Origin of the sequence: Novosphingobium sp. RL4, from assembly GCF_035658495.1 — a bacterium.
Lineage (GTDB): Bacteria > Pseudomonadota > Alphaproteobacteria > Sphingomonadales > Sphingomonadaceae > Novosphingobium.
On sequence record NZ_CP141944.1, the window covers coordinates 2,261,697 to 2,280,885 of the forward strand.

The 19,189-nt window shown below is 62.3% G+C and carries 21 protein-coding genes and 1 pseudogene; 18 read left to right on the forward strand and 4 right to left on the reverse strand.

What is annotated here, in order from left to right; translation table 11 throughout:
- Window positions 1–7: 7 nt before the first annotated feature.
- Entirely contained in the window at window positions 8–907 is a 900-nt protein-coding gene (locus tag U9J33_RS10995; RefSeq protein WP_324695200.1) for a LysR substrate-binding domain-containing protein, read from the reverse strand.
- A gap of 168 nt (window positions 908–1,075) precedes the next feature.
- Here U9J33_RS10995 and U9J33_RS11000 point away from each other — a divergent pair, with 168 nt between their 5' ends.
- Genes U9J33_RS11000 through U9J33_RS11010 form a run of 3 tightly spaced genes read left to right on the forward strand, consistent with a single transcriptional unit; the run spans window position 1,076 to window position 2,813 of the window.
- Window positions 1,076–1,621 carry a hypothetical protein gene (locus tag U9J33_RS11000; protein ID WP_324695202.1) on the forward strand — a complete coding sequence of 182 codons (546 nt, stop codon included), beginning with the start codon at window positions 1,076–1,078 and terminating at the stop codon, window positions 1,619–1,621.
- Between the two features lie 5 nt (window positions 1,622–1,626).
- Window positions 1,627–1,953 (forward strand): hypothetical protein, encoded by a 327-nt coding sequence (locus U9J33_RS11005; RefSeq protein WP_324695204.1) that lies wholly within the window; start codon window positions 1,627–1,629, stop codon window positions 1,951–1,953.
- Between the two features lie 20 nt (window positions 1,954–1,973).
- Window positions 1,974–2,813 carry an MBL fold metallo-hydrolase gene (locus U9J33_RS11010; protein WP_324695206.1) on the forward strand — a complete coding sequence of 280 codons (840 nt, stop codon included), beginning with the start codon at window positions 1,974–1,976 and terminating at the stop codon, window positions 2,811–2,813.
- Between the two features lie 130 nt (window positions 2,814–2,943).
- On the opposite strand, the gene U9J33_RS11015 is transcribed toward U9J33_RS11010, so the two are convergent.
- Window positions 2,944–3,825, reverse strand: a complete 882-nt coding sequence (locus U9J33_RS11015) for a LysR family transcriptional regulator (protein ID WP_324695208.1) — start codon at window positions 3,823–3,825, stop codon at window positions 2,944–2,946.
- Between the two features lie 101 nt (window positions 3,826–3,926).
- On the opposite strand from U9J33_RS11015, the gene U9J33_RS11020 reads away from it, so the two are divergent.
- The 4 genes and pseudogenes from U9J33_RS11020 to U9J33_RS11035 form a co-directional block, all read left to right on the forward strand.
- Window positions 3,927–4,631: a type 1 glutamine amidotransferase domain-containing protein gene (locus U9J33_RS11020; RefSeq protein ID WP_324695210.1), complete on the forward strand. Its 705-nt coding sequence runs from the start codon at window positions 3,927–3,929 to the stop codon at window positions 4,629–4,631.
- A gap of 38 nt (window positions 4,632–4,669) precedes the next feature.
- Entirely contained in the window at window positions 4,670–5,851 is a 1,182-nt protein-coding gene (locus U9J33_RS11025; protein WP_324695212.1) for an MFS transporter, read from the forward strand.
- Window positions 5,852–6,003: 152 nt separating this feature from the next.
- A complete protein-coding gene (locus tag U9J33_RS11030) occupies window positions 6,004–6,867 on the forward strand; it encodes a LysR family transcriptional regulator (protein ID WP_324695214.1) in 864 nt (287 codons plus the stop codon).
- A gap of 180 nt (window positions 6,868–7,047) precedes the next feature.
- Window positions 7,048–7,307, forward strand: a pseudogene (locus U9J33_RS11035) (DUF3363 domain-containing protein); the annotation flags it as partial.
- A gap of 157 nt (window positions 7,308–7,464) precedes the next feature.
- Here the strand turns inward: U9J33_RS11035 and U9J33_RS11040 are convergent.
- Entirely contained in the window at window positions 7,465–8,454 is a 990-nt protein-coding gene (locus tag U9J33_RS11040; RefSeq protein ID WP_324695216.1) for a helix-turn-helix transcriptional regulator, read from the reverse strand.
- A 7-nt stretch (window positions 8,455–8,461) separates the two neighbouring features.
- On the opposite strand from U9J33_RS11040, the gene U9J33_RS11045 reads away from it, so the two are divergent.
- The 5 genes from U9J33_RS11045 to U9J33_RS11065 all read left to right on the forward strand — a co-directional run bounded on the left by U9J33_RS11045 (window position 8,462) and on the right by U9J33_RS11065 (window position 14,129).
- Window positions 8,462–10,480, forward strand: a complete 2,019-nt coding sequence (locus U9J33_RS11045) for an FUSC family protein (RefSeq protein ID WP_324695218.1) — start codon at window positions 8,462–8,464, stop codon at window positions 10,478–10,480.
- Window positions 10,477–10,692: a DUF1656 domain-containing protein gene (locus tag U9J33_RS11050; protein WP_324695220.1), complete on the forward strand. Its 216-nt coding sequence runs from the start codon at window positions 10,477–10,479 to the stop codon at window positions 10,690–10,692. The genes U9J33_RS11045 and U9J33_RS11050 overlap by 4 nt, the downstream gene beginning before the upstream one ends.
- Complete coding sequence (locus U9J33_RS11055) at window positions 10,689–11,585, forward strand: biotin/lipoyl-binding protein (protein WP_324695222.1); 897 nt, start codon at window positions 10,689–10,691, stop codon at window positions 11,583–11,585. The genes U9J33_RS11050 and U9J33_RS11055 overlap by 4 nt, the downstream gene beginning before the upstream one ends.
- Window positions 11,582–12,976, forward strand: coding sequence for an efflux transporter outer membrane subunit (locus U9J33_RS11060; RefSeq protein WP_324695224.1), 1,395 nt, complete (start codon window positions 11,582–11,584; stop codon window positions 12,974–12,976). The genes U9J33_RS11055 and U9J33_RS11060 overlap by 4 nt, the downstream gene beginning before the upstream one ends.
- 205 nt (window positions 12,977–13,181) lie before the next feature.
- Window positions 13,182–14,129 (forward strand): LysR family transcriptional regulator, encoded by a 948-nt coding sequence (locus tag U9J33_RS11065; protein WP_324695227.1) that lies wholly within the window; start codon window positions 13,182–13,184, stop codon window positions 14,127–14,129.
- Here the strand turns inward: U9J33_RS11065 and U9J33_RS11070 are convergent.
- Window positions 14,121–14,333: a helix-turn-helix transcriptional regulator gene (locus U9J33_RS11070; RefSeq protein ID WP_324695229.1), complete on the reverse strand. Its 213-nt coding sequence runs from the start codon at window positions 14,331–14,333 to the stop codon at window positions 14,121–14,123. The genes U9J33_RS11065 and U9J33_RS11070 overlap by 9 nt on opposite strands.
- A 205-nt stretch (window positions 14,334–14,538) precedes the next feature.
- Here U9J33_RS11070 and U9J33_RS11075 point away from each other — a divergent pair, with 205 nt between their 5' ends.
- The 6 genes from U9J33_RS11075 to U9J33_RS11100 all read left to right on the forward strand — a co-directional run bounded on the left by U9J33_RS11075 (window position 14,539) and on the right by U9J33_RS11100 (window position 19,183).
- Window positions 14,539–14,838: a DNA -binding domain-containing protein gene (locus U9J33_RS11075; protein ID WP_324695231.1), complete on the forward strand. Its 300-nt coding sequence runs from the start codon at window positions 14,539–14,541 to the stop codon at window positions 14,836–14,838.
- Window positions 14,839–14,955: 117 nt separating this feature from the next.
- Window positions 14,956–16,947 carry a conjugal transfer protein TraG gene (locus U9J33_RS11080; protein ID WP_324695233.1) on the forward strand — a complete coding sequence of 664 codons (1,992 nt, stop codon included), beginning with the start codon at window positions 14,956–14,958 and terminating at the stop codon, window positions 16,945–16,947.
- A gap of 12 nt (window positions 16,948–16,959) precedes the next feature.
- Window positions 16,960–17,397 carry a CopG family transcriptional regulator gene (locus tag U9J33_RS11085; RefSeq protein WP_324695235.1) on the forward strand — a complete coding sequence of 146 codons (438 nt, stop codon included), beginning with the start codon at window positions 16,960–16,962 and terminating at the stop codon, window positions 17,395–17,397.
- A gap of 168 nt (window positions 17,398–17,565) precedes the next feature.
- Window positions 17,566–18,576: a P-type conjugative transfer ATPase TrbB gene (trbB, locus tag U9J33_RS11090; RefSeq protein ID WP_324695237.1), complete on the forward strand. Its 1,011-nt coding sequence runs from the start codon at window positions 17,566–17,568 to the stop codon at window positions 18,574–18,576.
- Window positions 18,573–18,905 carry a TrbC/VirB2 family protein gene (locus tag U9J33_RS11095; protein ID WP_324695239.1) on the forward strand — a complete coding sequence of 111 codons (333 nt, stop codon included), beginning with the start codon at window positions 18,573–18,575 and terminating at the stop codon, window positions 18,903–18,905. Before trbB ends, U9J33_RS11095 begins: the two co-directional genes overlap by 4 nt.
- Window positions 18,905–19,183 (forward strand): VirB3 family type IV secretion system protein, encoded by a 279-nt coding sequence (locus U9J33_RS11100; RefSeq protein WP_324695241.1) that lies wholly within the window; start codon window positions 18,905–18,907, stop codon window positions 19,181–19,183. The genes U9J33_RS11095 and U9J33_RS11100 overlap by 1 nt, the downstream gene beginning before the upstream one ends.
- Window positions 19,184–19,189 lie beyond the last annotated feature (6 nt).

Here is a 19,189-nt window from a genome sequence, read left to right on the forward strand (position 1 = left end):
CTCGCCTTCAAAGCGTTGAATTTGACGGTTGCACCTCCTTGAGAAGCCAATTCGCGAAAACCTGTATTGGAGCGTCGCTCAGTCGGATCGGCTCCGGCAGGATGAGGCAGAAGGTCTTGGAAATCGACTCCCCATCAGGCCAAGGCGCGACCAAGCGACCTTCAGCCAGTTCGCTTTCGATATAGAGGCGCGGCACGAGCGCAACGCCGAGACCGGCCAACGCGGCTTCGATTTGCATGGAGTGAAGATCATAGCGGGGACCGATCGCAGGATTGGTCAGCACGACCCCGGTTTCCTGCGCATAACGTTGCCAGGCCTCCGGGTTCTGGCGGCGATGGAGCCGCGGCAGCGCATCGAGGGCTGTCGCAGGGTCTCGGCCCCTGATCAGCGCCGGATGGCAGACCGGAACTAGCACCTCATGCAGCAAGCGATGCGTCCGCATTCCCGTCCAGGCAGGATGCTCAAAATGGATGGCGGCGTCGAACCCGCTGCCGGTGAGAACGAATGGCTCCATCCGTTCCGCAAGATGCAGGGTGATATTCGGATGCCGCTCCTGGAACGGCTTCAGACGCGGGATGAGCCAACGCGTGGCGAACGTCGGCAGGATTGCGATGTCGAGGCTCGCACTGTCGCTGGGCTGCCCCATCAAATATTGACTGTCACGCTCCAGCCGGTCGAGTGTCTCGCGGATCTGAGCCGCATAACGCTCTCCATTCGGCAAAAGCCGCACGCGATTACCGATCCGCTCGAACAGCGTGACGCCGAGGAAGGCTTCCAACCGGCCTATCTGCCGACTGATCGCCCCTTCGGTCAGGGCCAGTTCGTCGGCCGCACGAGCGAAGCTTCCATGACGAGCCGAAGCCTCGAACGCCATGAGTGCGGAATTGCTGGGAATCTTGCGGCGCATGAGGGTTCCTTACAGGATGGTTCGGCCTTCGATCTGCCACCACCTTGATATTAGATCACTGAAGCATGATCCGATGTCGATATATAGACATCGATCGGCAGTCTATCATGAGAAAATATCAACAACAGGCAAGGCTGGAAGGACAATCTCCCGGTCGAAGGTGGAATAATGATCTATACGGTGGAATGCAGCTTTGCCGATCCCGGCAGCGAGGCGGAATGGAACGACTTTTACAGCCTGGACAAGCTGCCAGCCCTCATTTCGGTGAGCGGCTTCCACACCTCCCAGCGTTTCAAGGCGTTGAGCCGTGGCTGCCCCGTCTATCTCGCCCTTCATTCGATTGATGGCCTCGATATTCTGACGGGTGAGGAATACCGACAGAAGGGCGGCGGCAATTTCGCACGCTGGCAACAGCACATCACCGACTGGCACCGGAACCTCTATGGCGGGATCGACTGCGCTCCGGCCATTGGTGAGGGCGAATATCTGGCGTTGAGCGCCACAGGCCCCGAACCTCTGATCCGGCTGGGCCTCACCCCATATGCGATGCAAGCGGTCGCTATGGAGAAGGTCCCGGAACACCGTTGGCTCGCCAAGGTGGAGCCCGGCAACATGCCTGACATCGAGCATCTATCTGAAGGCGTCCATGTCTATGTGCCGATGACGGCGCAGTTGACGAATGACGTTAACGCCGCTGTCGGGAAGGCGCGGTAGCACCGATGCCTAATGTCACGATCTATATTCCCGCAGACAGGATGCCGCCGGACGAAGCGCTCGCAGACCTCACGGAGCAATGCACAGAACTTTGCATCGGCATTCTCCGGGCCGCATTGGCGAACGTGCATATTGTCTATGTCGCTGTCCGGCATGGCCGGGGGCACCCCGCTTTCGCAGAAATCCAATATCGCCTTGAACAATTTCGGACGCCGCCGGTCATGGAACGGTTCATGGAAGGGCTGGACGACACCATAAAGGCCAATATCGGCCTCACCGCGCGCATCCGTTGCTTTGGCTATGCAGCGTCGAACATTCACGCGCGAAATTGAGCTGATACCTGGAGAAAACGATGTCTAATCTTACATTTCCTACCAAAAACGTCGGTGATTTGACAATCACCGCAGTCAGCGATGGCTATCTCCACGCCAGTTTCGACCTCCTCGCGAATATCGACCCGGCCGATGCTTCCCGTATGCAGGAAAATGCGGGGATAAACGATCACACCTCGATCCATATCAACTGCTATCTTGTGCGCGGAGGCGGCCGCACGGTCCTGATCGACGCAGGAGCAGGTGGTTTCAAGCAGTGGGGCGGTCGATTAAAAACCAATCTGCTACTCGCTGGCATCCAGCCTTCCCAGATCGATGCGATCCTGTTGACGCACGCCCATCCCGATCATGTCGGGGGGCTGATGGACGCTTCAGGAGAAGCCGTCTTCCCGAACGCCGAGCTTGTCGCTCACCATCGGGAAGTCGCGTTCTGGCAGGATGACGGCAATCTGAGCCGCGCGCCCGAGCGCGCCCGTGGCAACTTCCTCGTCGCGCGTCAGGCGTTCGATGGCTTTCGCGACAGACTGCGCACTTTCGACGCCGGTGAGGTGCTTCCCGGCATGACTGCGGTTCCGCTGCCGGGGCATACAGCCGGGCACACCGGCTATCGGCTCGATTCAGGTGACCAGAGCTTGCTGGTCTGGGGCGACATCGTTCATTTCCCGCAAATTCAGATTCCGCGCCCGGAGGTGTCGATCGCGTTCGATCAGGATGCGCATCTCGCCGCCGATACGCGGTCGAAGCTTCTGGATTCGGTCGCTTCAGATCGGCTGCTGATCGCTGGCATGCACCTCGGCCAACCCGGTTTCGCGCGGATTGAGAGAAAAAAGTTGGCCTACGGTGTCGCATATCAGGAATAAGCGAGTGCCGCTGTCGGCGCGAGCTACGTTCGAAACCACAGAGCATCCGCCGCGGCGTGCTGGCCCTCGGCCCTGCGCTGCTGTCGAGGGCTATGATGGAAGCGGCAGCCGTTCATCCACGTTTACGCGCTTAAACCGCACGCAGCAGAAAATCTCTGACATGCACGACACGAGGGTGGCGGAGTGCAGTCTTGTTCCAGACGAGATAGAGCGTGTTATCCGGCCCCGGCCGCGTCGTCGGCAGTTCCACAAGTTGCCCGCTCGCCAGCGCTTCGGCGCATAGATAGTCCGGCAACACCGTCCATCCCGTTCCGGCCTGGGCCATGCCGATCAGGATGCGCAGGTCGGGCGCCGTCACCACGGCCTGCATGTCGGGGGCCTTGCGGAAGACGTGTTCAAAGAACGGGTGCAGCAACGGCAGGGCCTCATCATAGGCGATGCAGGGCAGCCCGCACAGGAAATCGGCGGTGACGGTGCGCGCTTTGGTCCGCTCTGCAATAGCCGGTGCGGCAACCAGCACCAGGCGTTCCCGACCCAGTTCGGCGAAACCGTGGACGCTGCCGTCGGGCGGCGACGCGGTAACGGCAAGATCGGCATGGCCTTCGTCGAGCGCTGCATAGATCCGTTCGCGATTACCGGTCTGGATGCGTAGTCGCAGACCTTCCCCGACGAGCGGCGCCAGGGCGGGGCCGATGCGTGCGGAAAGATATTCCGCCGGGCCGACCAGATGGACGGTGCCGCTCAAATGGCTGGAGCGCGCCCGGACCGCACCCATGGTCGCCTCGATCCCGTCAAGCTGGGAGGCGATCGAGCGAGCCAGATCGTCGGCAGCGGCCGTCGGGGCAACCCCGCGTGCCTGCCGGATGAAGAGCGGCTTGCCCAGCATCTCCTCCAGCGAAGCGATGTGCGCGGACGCTGCCGGCTGGGTAATGCCGAGACGCCCGGCCGCGCGGGTTAGCGAGCCAGCGCGGTAGGTGTCGAGGAAGGTGCGCAGATAGATGAGGTAGTTCATGAGCATCGAGCCATAGTTATTTCTATGGCTGATAGCATAAGGAATGATTTTTGTCGCGCTCTGACGTGCGGCATGTTTCGGGTAACAACCGGAGTGCCCCGATGACCAAGCTCAAGATTCTGATGATCCTCACCTCCAGCGCCACGATGGGCGAGCCCGACAAACCGACCGGCCTGTGGTTCGAGGAACTGGCGACACCTTACTACGCCTTCGTCGATGCCGGCGCGTCGATAACGCTGGCCTCCATTAAAGGTGGCCCGGCGCCGATCGATCCCCGATCGGTAAAAGCCAGAGGCGAGAACGAGGATAGCGTGGATCGCTTCCTGGGTGACGGAGAGGCGTCCGACGCGCTCACAGCGACCACGGCCGTCGAGGACATCGACGTATCCACCTATGACGCGGTGTTTCTGCCCGGAGGGCATGGAACGATGTGGGACTTGCCGCAAAGCACGGCGCTCGCTGCACTTCTCGATGCGGTATGGGCGCAGGGCAAGGTGATCGCCGCCGTCTGCCACGGTCCGGCTGGCCTTGTGAACGTCAAAGACGAAACGGGTGCGCCGCTGGTGAAAGGTCGGCGCGTCACCGGCTTCACCGACAGCGAGGAGCGAGCTGTAGGGCTCGCCGAGGCCGTCCCGTTCCTGCTGGAAACCCGCCTGCGCGCGTTAGGCGGCCGCTACGAGAGCATCGCTGATTTCCAGCCGTTCGCCATTGCCGATGGCCGGCTCGTGACGGGCCAGAACCCGGCATCCTCGGCGCTGACCGCCAAACTGACCCTCGAAGCACTGGCGCTTGCCTCAGCCGATTGAGCCGGGACGCAGCAACCAATCAAAGAAAGACGCTCTCCATGACCACGCCGCAGGCGCGGAGCATTCCGCTCGTCATCTATGTCTTCGCGCTCTCGGCATTTGCGCTGGGATTTACCGAGTTCGTCACCATCGGCCTCGTGTCGGCCATCGCGAACGATCTCCATGTCGGCGTCGATCAGGTCGGCGGCGCCGTCGCCGCCTACGCGCTCGGCGCTACCATCGGGGCACCCATCCTTACCGCATTGGCCGCCGCCTGGAGCCGCAAGCATCTGCTGCTGGCGGCCATGGCGGTGTTCACCGTCGGCAATTTCGTTGTGGGTCTGTCCGGCGATCTGACCTCGCTGCTCGCAGCCCGGTTCGGATCGGGCCTCGGGCATGGCGTCTTCCTTGCTGTCGCCTCCAGCGCCGCGACCCGGCTGGTGGCGCCGGAGCGCGCCGGAAGCGCCGTTGCCGTCGTCTTTGGCGGCCTCACGCTGGCGCTCGCCTTCGGCGTGCCGATCGGGACATTCCTCGGCGGCATCTGGACCTGGCAGGCGATCTTCATGGGCGTCGCCGCCTGTGGGGCTATCGGCTTCCTCGGGCTGGCCTTTCTGATGCCAAACGGCAGGGATGGCGGTGTGGCAAAGGACGCCTTCCATAATCTGGTCGCGCTATTCGATCGCAGGCTTCTTGGCGCTGCCTTGATCACAGTGTTGGCCTACACGGGATCATTCACCCTGTTTTCCTACATCTCGCCGTTGCTGATCGAGGTAACGGGCATGAATGCGCCTCTCGTCGCCGCGATGATGCTGGTCTATGGCGTTGCCGCAGCGATCGGCAATGTCGTGGGCGGGCGCATGACCGACCGGCTTGGACCCGACAAGGCGGTGATGATCGTCCTGATCGGCCTGGCTCTCGTGCTCGGCGCAATGTGGCCTGCCATTCGCTCCATTCCCATCATGGCGGTGCTGATCGCGGCTCTTGGCGCGCTGACCTATGCGGCGGTTCCTGCCATGCAGGCGCGGGTGATCGGCATCGCGGAACGGCACGTCCCTCATGCGCTCGCCGCCGCTGCCGGCCTCAACATTGCCGGGTTCAATTCCGGCATCGCGCTCGGCTCGATCCTGGGCGGTGGCATGATCGGAAGTCTGGGGCTGACGGCAACAGCGCCCCTCGGGGCGGTAGCCGCAATCGTCGGGATTATGGTGCTGCTCCTCCAGCGGAATGGCAGACGCGATTGAGCGGGCGCACGGGGATATCGCCGGATCGCGAAGCGGAGCGAAAAGTATAGGCGATGCGGCGGCTATCCTCCCTTAAAGCCAACGATGAGAGGCCGTCACGACGAGATGGCGCACGCTCGCCTCTGGGTTCGCGCATTCCACTGGCGTCACTGATGCAGACGCTGGCCGTGGCGGAGTACCTGAACTTTCGTCACGCCGCCAATGCTCTCGGCGTGAGCCAGTCCAGCGTCAGCACGCGCGTCAAATTGCTGGAGCAGGATCTTGGTATCCTGCTGTTCGAGCGCCTTCCGCGCGGCGTGCGGCTGACCGAGGCAGGCCGTCATTTCGTCGAACAGGTGGCGGTCGGCATCGATCATCTCGATCATGCGGTAAAGACCGCCGGCTTGCTCGCGCGCGGCGAGCAGGGACATCTCCGCATCAGCGCATATGCCCTGATCTCCAACGGCTTCCTTGCCGGTCTCCTGACACGCTACCGGAAGATGCACCCAGACGTCGATATCGACATCGCCGAGTGCAGGGCCGGCGACGCGGTGAAGCAGGTGCGTGACGGGCATCTGGACGTCGCCTTCGTGCTGGGCGCACCGGACATTCCCGATTGTCATTCCAAGCCAATCTGGACCGAGCAACTGATGATCGCCTTGCCAGCAACGCATCCGCTTGCCGATCGCGAAGGCGTCACCTGGGCCGACCTTTCGGCCGAAACCTTTCTGGTCCGGCACAATGGGACAGGTCCGCAGCTCCATGACCTTATCTTGCTTCGCCTCGCCGAGTGTTGGCCGCGACCATTGATTCAGCGCTTCAATGTGGATCGGCTGACGCTGATATCGATGGTGGAGCAGAGTTACGGTTTGACGCTGGCCACAGAGACTACGTCGCAAATCCGGTTTCCGGGCGTGGTGTTCCGGCCCATTCTCGATAAGCCGGGTTCTGTCGTCTTCTCGGCTGTATGGTCGCCAAACAACCGCGCCCCAGCACTCCGCGATTTCCTCGACCTCGCCAAGAAGACCAGTCGCTAGTCCCCGCAGTTTTAAATCTTGCAACAAATCTCCCGGTTTGATGCTTAGCTTCCGGAATCTGGTCAGGACAGTGACACTGACCGACAAAAGGTAGGCCTCTCGCCGCACGTCCTTGGCGGTAAACTCTTTGGACCACTTGCTCCGCAAGGAAATCGACGAACGCGAGGCGCGCGAGGTCGCCGCGCCGGGGCCGAACTCGCGACCACGAAGCGGATGCCGTTTCGCGCGGCTGGGGACGGCGAGACGATCAATGGCACCTTTACCGGGACCGTCCAGCTCACCAGCGGCAAGTTCGCCATCGTCGAGAAGAGCCGCGAGTTCACGCTGGTTCCGTGGCTGCCAGTAATCGACGGTCAGCCTGGGGGGGGGAGGTTACGGATATCGTGCAGGGCGGATCGGTGTCGTGGCAGATGGTGCGGCAGAGGGGATCGGGTCTTTAAATTTTGCGGCTGGCAAAATGCAAATCACGGAATCAACATGCTTGGCGGCTGTAAATGCCGAGCTTTCTTGAGTGCAACTTGGAAAGAAATCCTCAATTCATATCCAAGTGCGGCGCAAACGATACTATAGGAACATCGATCGAGAATCCGAAAATTATCAATCATGCGGTACTTGTTTTGGGACCGGAGGCAGTAGCGTCCTACGTTGCGTGAAATATTGTGCCGGCGTGCTCCCTAGAGCCTTCTTGAACATCGTGATGAAGGCGTTGACCGAATCGTAGCCCAGCTCGGCCGCCACGGTCTGCACCGCCGCACCGCTGGCCAGTTCTCGAAGGGCAACGACAAGGTGCAACTGTTGCCGCCAGCGTCCGAACGTCAGGCCTGTCTCCCGGATCATCAAACGGGCCAGCGATCTCTCGCTCATCGCGACGCGTTTCGCCCATTCGGCTGACGTACTGCGGTCGGAAGGTTCGATCGTCAGGGCATCCGCTATCGCACGGATCTTCGGATTACTGGAGATAGGTAAGTTGAAGCGCTCACGCGGCATTTCGACCAGTTCGTCGAGGGCCACCCTCGCAAGCCGGGCCGCATGGCCACCCGGAGGATAGTCGGCAGGCTCGTGAGCCAGCCGATCGACCATTTCCCGGATCATCGGGGAGATCGACAGAGTACAACAATCCTTGGGTAGCTTCGCTGCCCCTGGCTCCACAAAGAGGTAGTTGAGCCGGGCATTCGCTGTCGCTCGGGCGCTGTGCGGCACCCCGCCCGGAATCCAGACCCCGCAGTTGGGCGGCACGATCCATATCTCGTTGTCTGCAGAGCAGGTGACTGCCCCATGCAGCGCTATGATCAACTGGCCTTTGCGATGCGCGTGCATCGGCACTTCCGCCTCGTGATCCGCGAAGTCGAGTTGCCGCGCAACTGCCAGCCGATCCGTGAGGTCGGGGTCGAAAACAGAGACGGCTGATCGTGAGAAAACCATAGATTGGCAACTTTTAGATATTTTTTGACAGAATACCGAATTTATTTGATTTGGCAACTCAGTGATAATGACGCGCATGAGCATCGTACCGTCTGCGAACAGATCAATAGAGAGAGCCGGCACTGTAATGGCGGGTGCGGTTTCGCATTTCTTGCGAGCCTCCACTACGAAGGTGGATGCGGATGCCGTGCTGTTCTCGGTGAAGAGTTTCGCCGCGGCGATGCTGGCCTATTACATTGCGCTGCGTATCGGGTTGCCCAAGCCTTTCTGGGCCATCGTCACCGTCTATATAGTCTCGCAAACCTCGGTCGGTGCGTCGCTCAGCCGCGGTGTCTATCGCTTCGCCGGGACAATTGCTGGCGCGGTGGCGACGGTGGCGATTGTTCCGAATTTCGTGAACGATCCGATCGTATGCAGCGCAGTTCTTGCCTGCTGGATCGGTCTTTGCCTCTTTCTCTCGCTGCTTGATCGCACGCCGCGCGCTTATGCCTTCGTTCTTGCAGGCTACACCGCGAGCCTGATCGGCTTCCCCAGCGTGCTTGATCCAGGCGCCGTCTTCGATACGGCCTCGGTGCGAGTCCAGGAGATTTCCATCGGGATTCTTTGCGCCGTGTTGGTGCATCGTTACATCCTGCCCAAGCGGATGACCGGCCAGTTCATCGGCAAGCTGTCGGCAACCCTACGGGATGCCCGTCGGCTGGCGGGCGACGCGCTGAACGGAACGCCGGGAGAAAACCGTCGCGACCGCAACCAGCTCGCAGTCGACCTCCTCGCGCTGCAGGGGCTCGGCATCCACCTGCCGTATGACGCCGCCCCCGTAACGCCGGACGCCAAGAAGCTCCAATTGCTCCATGACCGGCTCGCCCGACTGCTTCCGCTCGCGACCGAGATCGAGGACCGGATTCACTCCCTTGTCACTAGCGACGACAACGCGCCCGATGAACTGATCGCCTTGCTCGGTGATGTCGAGAGCTGGATCGGAACTGCCGAGGCGGCCGAACGGGAGGGCGCCGCGACCCATCTGATTGCCCGCGCGCGATTGATCCAGAAACGTCTCGGCGCGGACGCCGCGACGCCTGGCGACAGGCTTGCCGTCAATCTCACCGGCCACCTGGCCGAGATGATCGGCCTGGTCCAGGACTGCGATAAGCTTGGGCTGAACATCGCGACTGCCGACCACTCGCGCGAGACGGCGTCACTCCATGGGCCGCTGCGTGCGAAGGGCTACGTCTATCACCGAGATCCCTGGATGGCGGGTCGGGCCGCCATGGGTGCCATCATTGGCATCCTCATCGGCTGCGCCTTCTGGATCTGGTCGGCCTGGCCGGAGGGCGGGACGGCCATTTCAATTCTCGGCGTATGCTGCACGCTGTTCGGGAATGTCGACGCGCCAGCGCCTAACGTCCTCAAGTATATGGTCGGCTCGATCTATGGGGTGGTGATCAGCCTCGTCTACAGCTTCGTCATCCTCCCCCAGGTCACGGACTTCGCCGTCCTTGTCGCAGTACTCGCCCCGGCGTTCCTGTTCGCCGGTTCCCTGCAAGCACGTCTCCCGACGACGTTCATGGCGCTCGGCATCACCCTCACCATTCCGATCCTCTCGGGTCTGGGCACCAACTACACCGGCGACTTCGCCGCATCCCTCAACTCCGTCATCGCGCTCTTTATGGCAGTCGGATTCGGGGTGGTGAGCATGTCCCTGTTCCAGACCGTACCCGTCGATGCGGTAATCAACCGGCTGCTTCACTTAAGTCGGAGGGACGTTAGCCGACGAGCGCTCGGTGGAGCGCCCAACGAAGCGCACTGGACGAGCCTCATGATTGATCGGACAGCGCTGCTCCTACCAAGATTGCGAGTGTCCAGGAAAGACTATTTGGACGTTCTCGATGATACCCTGCACCATCTTCGTATCGGTCACGCCGTTGGTCAGCTTCGCAAGTCGATCCCGCAGATCAAGGGCGAAGTTGGCGACAAAGTGAGCGAACTTCTTTCCGCGATCGCTGCGCGCTTCAGCGCCAGTGGCCTAACGAGACCGGTAGATTACATCGACTTTGATCAGCGCATCGAGACGCTGACCGAGATTATAGCGGGCAGCTCGATCAAGAACCGCTTGCGGATGCTCGACCTGCTCATCGACCTTCGATTCGCGCTCGGTTCCAGTGAAACCGCGGACGGGGGACAACGCTCATGATCGTTGATCTCAATCTTGGCGGCGTCCTCATCCCCGGTCTGCTGGTGCTCGCGTTCGTCGCGCTTGTCGCCACCATCGCGGTGATCCGCCTCCTGTCCGTCGCGGGCATTTACCGCGCGTTCGCTTACCGGCCGCTCGTCGAGCTCGCCACCTTCGCCATCATTTACGGTCTGCTCGTGCAGCACCTGCCATCGATCGGACTATTACGTTGAAGCCTGTTCTATCCCTGCTCAGCCGCTATGCCCTGACCCTTTGCCTCGTTGCTTGCGCCACTCTCATCGCGCTGGAGGCGTGGAGCCGCTACGAACGGACGCCGTGGACCCGCGACGGGCGAGTGAGCGCGGATGTCGTGCAGATCGCACCGGAAGTCTCCGGCACCGTCAGCGCCGTACCGGTTGTTGATAATCAGTATGTTCATCAGGGCGATATCCTCTACGTGATTGCCCCTGAGCGGCTCCAGCTCGCAGTGGCGTTGGCAGAGGCCGACGTCGAAGCCAAGCGTCAGGATATGCTCGTTCGTCAGGCGACGGCGCGGCGGCACAGCCAACTCCGGGATGTCGTCTCCCAGGAAGCCGTCCAGCAATCGGGCGGAGCGGCGGCGGTGGCCGGCGCCGCCTATCAGGCAGCGGTGGCGGCTCTCGATCTCGCAAAACTCAATCTCGCCAGCTCGACGATCCGTTCGCCAGTCGATGGCTATGTCACAAATATGAGGCTGCGGCCCGGCGACTACGCGACGGCCGGCTCGACGAAGGTCGCCGTTCTGGACGCGGCCAGCTTCTGGATTACTGGCTATTTTGAAGAGACGAAAATCCGTCAAATCAGCGTCGGAAGCCCAGCGCAGATCATGTTGATTGGCTTTGATCAGCCCGTGTCGGGCCATGTCGAAAGCATAGGTCGCGGTATCGAGAACAGCAACGACGCGCCCGGTCATCTCGGCCTGCCAAATGTTGCAGCGACATTTTCCTGGGTGCGCCTTGCCCAGCGCATCCCTGTCCGCATCCATATCGACCGGGTGCCTCCTGGCGTCGAACTGGCGGCAGGCATGACAGCGACCATCGAGATCACCCCCGCGAGAGCCGAGCCCGCTACGGGTAACCGGTCATGAAACACGCGCTTCCCTTCCTATCCGTACCTCTGCTTGCCAGTTGCGTCGCGGGTCCGAACTATCATGTCCCACGTACCGCCGTCGCGGAACGGCCAGACGCCGCTGCGCCATTCCTTGGCCAGAACGGCGCGGTTGCAAGCCAGGAGGAACCGCCGCCTAACTGGTGGCGCCTCTATGGCGATCCGAGGCTCGATTCCTATGTGGAGGAGGCGCTGGCGGCCAACACTGACCTGCGGGCAGCCGAGGCGAACCTGCGTCGCGCCACGGCGATCGTTCGCGAGGCCGAGGCTTCGCGCACCGTGCGCAGCAGCGTGAGCGGTCAGGCGCTCGGCTCGCGCGTCGCTGGTCCAACCGGCGACCTGCCTGCGCCCTTAAGCTATTCGCTCGGGTTCGATCTCAGCTACCCGCTTGACCTGGCCGGAAGCATCCGCCGAGGCATCGAAGCCAGCAATGCGCAAGCCGAAGCGACGCTCGCCGCCCGCGACCAGGTGCGCGTCGTCGTCGCCGCAATCGTCACGCGCAGTTATGCACGGGTCTGTGCCGCGAACGACACACTGGCCGCCGTTCGCCATGTCGTCGAAATCCAGCGGTCGACACTAAACGTTGCAATCCGCCTGGATCGGGGCGGCCTTGGCACTCAGGCTGACGTCGAACGGTCCCGGGCCGCCGCCTATGCCAGCAGCGCGGTGATACCCGAGATCGTCGCCGAGCGGCAGGCAGGCCTGTTTGAGTTGGCTGCGCTGATGGGGCGTGTTCCCTCCGACTATCCAAGGGAAGCAGAGACTTGCAGTGCCATTCCCTCCATTGATCGGCCGATACCTGTCGGTGATGGGGCGGCGCTGCTCAGGCGGCGCCCCGATATTAGGATGGCCGAGCGGTTGTTGGCTTCGGCAACAGCCGCGATCGGCATCGAGGAAGCCGAGCTCTATCCGAAGGTCAGCATTGGTGGATCGGTGGGAACGGCAGGGCCTACAAGCCGACTGCTAACGCCGTCCACCTTCGGGGTTAGTTTCGGTCCGCTGATCTCCTGGTCTTTCCCGAACAGGAAGATGGTGCGCGCTCGCATTGCGCAGGCCGGCGCCGATACGGATGCGGCCTTCGCGAATTTTGATGGATCGGTGCTCCTTGCCCTTCAACAGACGGAGACCGCACTATCAGCCTATGCACGCGCCAGAGACCGGCTGAAAGATCTGGAATTGGCCGCTGAGGCGGCGGGTAAGGTAAGCCGCGACGCGAAGAAGCTCCAGCGCTTCGGGCAATCGCCATTACTGGATGTCCTGAATGCACAAGCGAGCTACGCGGATGCGCAAACCAGCTTGGCGGTCGCGCGCGCAAACCTCGTCGATCGCCAGATCGACCTGTTCCTCGCGCTCGGCGGAGGATGGGAATGAATCAGCATTTTGGGCTAATCGCGAAAGCGGACCGAAGAACTATTCACAAACTGCGGCCGTTCGGTCGCCCAAACATTCACGCTCAAAGCAAACGAGCGGCCGGATTCGGCTACTTCGTTGGACGCGCGAAACGTCACTACGTGGGTGTAAAGCCGATGCGCGGAAACCACATTCGCGACGCGGCTATCCGACTGAAGATGTGTGAATGAGACGGCGTAAAGACTCAGATCAACACCTTCGGCATCGCGATTGGTTTGGCTCCCGGCTTCCGCTTATATCGCTACGATACGCTTTAGCCGTCGCAGAGTGTCTGAACTTCCGCCATGCCGCTAATAGGTTAGGCACTAGTCAATCCAGTGTCAGCGCTCGGATTAAGGCATTGGAAGAACATCTTGGCATTATGTTGTTCGAGAGGCGGCATCGTGGGGTTCGATTGACCGAAGCCGGACGCAGCTTCATTGTGGAAGTCACAGCCGGCATCGAGCACCTCGATCATGCCATAAAGACAGCCGGAGCTTTTTCGACAGGTCTGGTCGGGCGTCTACACATCGGGCTGCATTCATTGATCGCGGGCGGATTCCTTGCCGACCTTCGACGCCGGTATCGGGAGGAGTATCCCGACGTCGATCTCGTGATCGCCGAGGGACGGTCAGCCGACACGATCCGGCAAATTCGGGAAGGCTCGCTCGACATCGCCTTTGTGGTCGGAGCAGTTGATGCCCCTGACTGCCATTCGCGCGAAATCTGGAGCGAGGCACTCGTTGTCGCTATGCCGGCAGGACATCGGCTCGCTATGGGAGATCATGTTCTGTGGCAGGATCTGACGTCGGATGTTTTCGTGGTCCGCCAAGGCGGCGCCGGACCACAGGCCCGGGACCATATTGTCAGGCGAATCGCCGAGCAGAGAAAGTCCCCGAACATCCAACGCCTGGACATCGGGCGCGACAGCCTGATGCACGTGATTGCGGATGGCGACGGTATAACGCTGACGACCGATTCTGCGAGGCACGTTCAATTCCCCGGTGTTGTGTTCCGGCCGATCGCCGATGAGCCCGAGCGGGCGCAGTTCAGCGCCGTATGGTCGCCGCATAATCGCAGCCAGGCGCTGAAGAATCTGCTCGATCTCGCTGCCGAGATGAGCCGGTCAACCTAATTTCGTCACCAACTCGGCCGGTTCGACACCCAGCGCATCCGCGATCTGGCCCACGACGGTGACGCTAGCCGACACATCGGCGCGCTCGATCGCTCCGATATAGCGCGCGCTCAGGCCTGCGTTATCCGCCAGCTCCTCCTGCGTCAGTTGCTTGTCATGACGTATCCGACGCAGATTGATCGCCATGACCTCCTTGAGATCCATGACGAGAGCGGAGCCTGAATAGGAATGATCGTTCCAGGAACGATAGTTCCGATTCGTCCGGTGATGTGATATTCATGGGGTTGCTTCGAATATTGGTGACGGGGAAATGCTGGCGCAACTGTATCGCCAGACACCACCCCTCTCACATGGAAGCAAAAGTGAGGTAATCATCAGTCCGAGCCGCGGTGCCGGAAGGAGGCCGCAAATGCGCGCTAAACCCGAACTCGATCCTGACGTTGATGACCTGGCTCCCATGGAGCCGGATGTGACCATCTATGACGAGGCGCATTTCGTCACCTATCTGCGCTTGCTGGATGCTGAGACGGACGGTGCGGACTGGACGGAGGTGGCGAGGATCGTACTGCATCGCGATCCGCTGACAGAGCAAGGCCGAACGCGGGCGTGCTGGGAAAGCCATCTCGCCCGCGCGCAGTGGATGACCAAGATCGGCTACCGGCGCATATTGGAACAGGCCGTCGAAGAAGCCCGAAACACACGGCACTAACCCATCCGATTTATACGCCATGGTATCCGACAGCACGCTCGCTGTTCTTTTCTGTTGCCTATCGCGAAACCGCCTATTCTCTGATCGGCTCCGTCTCTTTTGCCGATTGGAGCCTGTATGTCGGGAAGCCGTGTCCTTTGGGGCCAGATCACCATCGTCGTCGCCATCGTGCTGGCGGCGATCTGGGGCGCGACCGAGTGGACAGCATGGCGGCTTGGGTTTCAGGGGCAACTTGGAAGCCCATGGTTCGAGCTGAGCGGCTGGCCGGTCTATTATCCGCCGACCTTCTTCTGGTGGTGGTATGCCTACGACGCCTATGCGCCCGGTATTTTCATCGAAGGAGCGATCGTCGCCGCGTCCGGCGGCTTCATCTCCATCGCCGTCGCCATCACTTTGTCGGTCATCCGGGCGCGTGAGGCCAAGAACGTCGCCACCTACGGCTCGGCGCGCTGGGCCTCGCCCGAGGAGGTGAAGGCGGCTGGGTTGCTCGGCCCGGACGGTGTGGTGCTCGGCAGGCTCGATCGCGACTATCTCCGTCACGATGGCCCAGAGCATGTGCTGTGCTTCGCGCCGACCCGCTCCGGCAAGGGCGTCGGCCTCGTCGTGCCGACGCTGCTGACTTGGCCGGGCAGCGTCATCGTTCATGACATCAAGGGCGAGAACTGGGGTTTGACGGCGGGTTTCCGCGCCGGGCATGGCCGCGTGCTGCTGTTCGACCCGACCGATACCAAGTCCTCAGCCTACAATCCGCTGCTGGAGGTGCGGCGCGGCGATTGGGAAGTGCGCGACGTGCAGAACATCGCCGACATTCTGGTCGATCCCGAAGGCGCTCTCGACAAGCGCAATCATTGGGAAAAGACGAGCCATTCGCTGCTGGTCGGCGTGATCCTGCATGTCCTCTATGCCGAACCCGACAAGACGCTGGCGGGTGTCGCCAACTTCCTCTCCGATCCGAAGCGGCCCATGGAGGCGACGCTGCGCGCCATGATGTCTACGCCGCATTTGGGCGAAGCCGGTGTTCACCCCGTCATCGCCTCATCGGCGCGCGAGCTGCTGAACAAATCGGACAACGAACGCTCGGGCGTGCTGTCCACCGCCATGTCGTTTCTCGGTCTCTACCGCGATCCCGTGGTGGCGAAGGTGACGGCGCGCTGTGACTGGCGCATTGCCGATCTCGTCGCCGGCAAGCGGCCGGTCAGCCTCTACCTCGTCGTGCCGCCGTCGGACATCGCCCGCACCAAGCCGCTGATCCGCCTGATCCTCAATCAGGTCGGGCGGCGGCTGACCGAGGAGTTGAACGGTTCTGCCAAGCGCCATCGGCTGCTGCTCATGCTTGACGAGTTTCCGGCGCTCGGGCGGCTCGACTTCTTCGAGTCCGCGTTGGCCTTCATGGCTGGCTACGGCATCAAGAGTTTTCTGATCGCGCAAAGCCTCAACCAGATCGAGAAGGCCTACGGCGCGAACAATTCCGTGCTCGACAATTGCCATGTGCGCGTCGCCTTCGCCACCAATGACGAGCGCACCGCCAAGCGCGTGTCGGACTCGCTCGGCACCGCGACCGAGATGCGCGATTCCACCAACTATGCCGGTCATCGGCTGTCGCCCTGGCTCGGCCATCTCATGGTGTCGCGGCAGGAGACGGCGCGTCCGCTGCTCACACCCGGCGAGGTAATGCAGCTTCCGCCCACCGACGAACTGTTGCTGGTCGCGGGCGTGCCGCCGATCCGGGCGAAGAAGGCGCGTTATTATGAGGACGCTCGTTTCAAGGAGCGGTTACTGCCCCCGCCCGATCTGTCCGCCGGGGCCAAAGTGACGAAAGCTCCATCTGGCGATGACTGGTCGGCGTTAAAGATACCGCCGCCCACAGCATCATCCACCCCGGCGACACCCGCCGCCGCGACCGATCCCACCAATGCCGGCGTCCGCCGCGAGCCGGAGCTGCCCGAGCATGAGGAGATCGTGCCCGAAGAACGCTCGGCCGGGCGTGAGTTCGACGTGCTCGACGACGAACCGGACGTGGACGCCGCCAAGGCCCGCACCATCCGGCAGCAGGTCACGTCCCTCGCCCGTCAGGCGACGATGGACCCCGCCGACGGCATTGAACTGTAAGGAGCCACTGCCATGCAGACCAAAGCCCGCATGAACGTCTATTTCGAGCCAGATCTTTTGAAGAAGGTCGAGGCACTGGCGCTGCGCCGCAACGTCTCCAAATCGGCAGTGATCGAAGCGGCCGTCGCGTCGTTCCTGTCGGCTGATGCGTCGGAGCGGTTGGAGGCGGTGTTCGCCCGTCGGATGGACAAGCTTGGCCGCCAGGTCGATGGGCTGGACGAGGATCTCGCCATCCTCGGCGAGACGCTTTCGCTGTTCATCCGCTTCTGGCTGACCGTGACACCGCCGCTGGCCGACAGCGCCCAGGCGTCAGCACGGGCGAAGGGAGCCGAGCGCTTCGACGGATTCCTGCAATCGCTCGGGCGGCGGTTGGCGACGGGCGATCGGTTCTTGAAGGAGTTGTCGCGGGACATTGACGCAGGACGCAACGGCGGGGCTGAAACCGACTAAGACGGGTCGAATGCAGCATTCATCAAATATTCGATGCCGCCGATTGCCGCCTTTTCTTCGCTATGGCCGCCGGGAATTAGATACTTGTTGAACCGGCCCAAGTTCCGGCTCTTTTAATCATCCCCGTCCGGGGAGTGTCTGTCGATCCCCGCGAGAAATGGGGATCAGATGGCGGTATTGCACCATAATTCGGAGAGCTTGACGCGGGGCGCGCGGATGCTGCGCACCGCGCTCGGCCCCGCCATCGCGCGATTTCTGGGAGACCCCGCTGTCGTCGAGGTGATGCTGAACCCGGACGGGCGGCTGTGGATCGACCGGCTGTCGGAAGGCCTGTCCGATACGGGCGAGCGGCTCGCGCCAGCCGATGGCGAACGGATCGTCCGCCTGGTTGCACATCATGTCGGTGCCGAAGTCCATGCCGGCGCACCCCGCGTTTCAGCCGAACTACCCGAAACCGGCGAACGGTTCGAGGGGCTGTTACCGCCCGTCGTCGCCGCGCCGTGCTTCGCGATCCGCAAGCCGGCCGTCGCCGTGTTCACACTCGACGATTATGTCGCCGCCGGGATCATGTCGGCGGAGCAGGCCGAGGCGCTGCGTTCAGCCGTCGCCTCGCGCGCCAACATCCTCGTCGCCGGCGGCACCTCGACCGGCAAGACGACACTGACCAATGCGCTGCTGGCCGAGGTGGCGAAGACCGCCGATCGCGTCGTCATCATAGAGGATACGCGCGAGCTGCAATGCGCCGCGCCCAATCTCGTCGCGATGCGCACCAAGGATGGCGTCGCCTCGCTCTCCGATCTCGTCCGCTCCTCGCTGCGGCTTCGCCCCGATCGCATTCCGATCGGTGAGGTGCGCGGCCCGGAAGCCCTCGACCTGTTGAAGGCGTGGGGCACCGGCCATCCCGGAGGCGTCGGCACCATCCATGCGGGCAGCGCCATCGGCGCAATTCGCCGCCTCGAACAACTCATCCAGGAAGCCGTCGTCACCGTGCCACGCGCGCTGATCGCGGAGACCATCGATCTCGTCGCCGTGCTCGCCGGGCGGGGATCGCAACGTCGCCTTGTCGAACTCGCCCGCGTCGAAGGCCTCGGCCGCGACGGCGATTACCGCGTCGTGCCTACCGTCACCGACGGCGGCGACATCCAGCCCGTCCTCAACCTCACAGGAGATATCCGATGATCCGCTTCCTCTCGCGCGGTTGCCAGCACATGGCGACCGCAGCCCTTGCCGTATCCATCAGCATGATGCTGGCGCCCGCCGCCCATGCCTCCGGCTCTTCCATGCCGTGGGAAGCGCCGCTGCAATCCATCCTCCAGTCGATCGAAGGCCCGGTCGCCAAGATCATCGCGGTGATCGTCATCATCTCGACCGGCCTGGCGCTCGCCTTCGGCGACACCTCGGGCGGCTTCCGCCGTCTGATCCAGATCGTCTTCGGCCTGTCGATCGCGTTCGCGGCATCGAGCTTCTTCCTGTCGTTCTTCTCGTTCGGCGGCGGGGCGCTCGTCTGATGGCGGGCGTGGTCGAGCAGACCGAAGTGCCGGGCTATTCCGTGCCGGTCCATCGGGCGCTGACCGAGCATATCCTGCTCGGCGGCGCGCCGCGGGGTCTCGCCATTCTCAACGGCACACTGGCGGCGGCGCTGGGTCTCGGCCTGCGCCTCTGGCTGGTCGGTCTCGCCATCTGGGCGGTCGGCCATCTCGCGGCGGTGTGGGCGGCGAAGCGCGATCCGATGTTCGTCGATGTGGTGCGCCGCCATCTGCGCATCCCCGGCCACCTGTCGGTTTGAGGAGGC